We start from the raw sequence: 231 nt of genomic DNA, 5'->3' as shown, positions 1-231 counted from the left end.
GGCGTCGGCCCCGCATCAGCCCCCGGCTCCGCAGCAACCTGCCGCTTCGCAGATCCCTGCCGCGCACTCGCCTGCCGGCTCGCATGCACCGGGCCAGCAGCAACCTGCCGCTTCGCAGATCCCTGCCGCGCAGTCGCCTGCCGGCTCGCATGCACCGGGCCAGCAGCAACCTGCCGCTTCGCAGATCCCTGCCGCGCAGTCGCCTGCCGGCTCGCATGCACCGGGCCAGCA

It is taken from the genome of Amycolatopsis sp. NPDC051106 (assembly GCF_040682775.1).
In the GTDB taxonomy this organism is placed as follows: Bacteria; Actinomycetota; Actinomycetes; order Mycobacteriales; family Pseudonocardiaceae; genus Amycolatopsis.
The sequence above is the reverse complement of the archived record's forward strand: the minus strand, read 5'-3'. Positions refer to the sequence as shown.